Genomic DNA, 542 nt, shown 5'->3' on the forward strand with positions numbered 1-542 from the left:
GACGAAGCTCCGTAATGGGAGTGGAGCGAAGGGGCTGTGTTATCCAGTTTTGAACAATGGTCAACCGCAAGGGAGGAGCCAATGAACAAAACAAAGTCGTATGATATCTCCAAGCACGTGGTGTTGGAGGCGTTTCAACGAGTAAAAGCGAACAAGGGAGCAGCCGGAATAGACGAGGAAAGTCTGGAAGCGTTTGAATCAAACTTGAAGAATAACCTCTACAAGATCTGGAATCGAATGTCTTCTGGCAGCTATTTTCCCCCGCCTGTAAAAGCGGTGGAAATACCCAAGAAAAATGGTGGAAAACGCATACTCGGAGTGCCCACTGTGGCAGATCGAGTAGCGCAAATGGTTGCAAAAATCTATTTTGAGCCGCAGGTAGAGCCGCATTTTCACCCTGATTCCTATGGATATCGGCCGGGAAAGTCGGCCGCTGATGCACTTGCCATCACCCGGCAGCGATGCTGGCGGTACAATTGGGTACTGGAGTTTGACATCAAGGGCCTGTTTGATAACATTGATCATGAACTGTTAATGAAGGC

At 48.7% G+C, this 542-nt stretch carries 1 protein-coding gene; it reads left to right on the forward strand.

The window, feature by feature from the left end; genetic code table 11:
• Positions 1–81: 81 nt before the first annotated feature.
• Positions 82–542, forward strand: a 461-nt coding sequence (locus Pmgp_RS19380) for a reverse transcriptase domain-containing protein (RefSeq protein WP_243119967.1), incomplete at its 3' end; no start/stop codon positions are given.

The sequence above is a fragment of the Pelotomaculum propionicicum genome (assembly GCF_004369225.1).
Classification (GTDB): Bacteria; Bacillota; Desulfotomaculia; order Desulfotomaculales; family Pelotomaculaceae; genus Pelotomaculum_B; species Pelotomaculum_B propionicicum.